Below are 551 nucleotides of genomic sequence, written 5' to 3'. Positions count from 1 at the left end.
CCTTGTTCCATTCCCATAACAAGACCAGAAACGTAACCACCTACGAATGGAAGAATGATACCTCCAAGTGCAACAGCTAAAGAAGAATTACGATTTGCGTTTAATTCCTCTAAGTCTGTTTCAAGACCGGCCATAAACATTAAAAGAATAACCCCAACATTACTTAATTGTGTTAGAAGTTCTGAATTTTCAATCCAACCTAATACAGCTGGACCGATAACGATACCGACAATTAATTTACCGAGTACAGAAGGCTGGCCTAATCTAACACTAAGATCACCAGCAAGCTTTGTACTTAATAAAATAAGTGCAATTTGAAAGAAAAATTCGAATTCCATCGGATCCTCTCCTCATCATTTTTATTTTTATCATACGATTTCTCGGAATTTGCCTAATGAAAATATGTAAAACCCATTAAACAAAGGGTCTGATTACAAGTTCTTTTGAACTCGTAATTTGAACCTGTAATTAATATATAATAGATTTTACAAAAAATCAATGAAAAAATGGGAGCTTTTTTAGAGAGAGACTGTGTAATTGGGGATATACAT

General features: G+C 33.9%; 1 protein-coding gene. It reads right to left on the bottom strand.

Translation table 11 applies throughout. The features are described 5' to 3' along the window. Positions 1-338: cation:proton antiporter (locus KI369_RS25955; protein ID WP_212958304.1), on the bottom strand; the 338-nt coding region annotated here is incomplete at its 3' end. Positions 339-551: the final 213 nt, after the last annotated feature.

Source organism: Bacillus sanguinis, assembly GCF_018332475.1.
Taxonomy (GTDB): Bacteria; Bacillota; Bacilli; order Bacillales; family Bacillaceae_G; genus Bacillus_A; species Bacillus_A sanguinis.
This window is presented reverse-complemented; position numbering and strand designations above follow the sequence as displayed.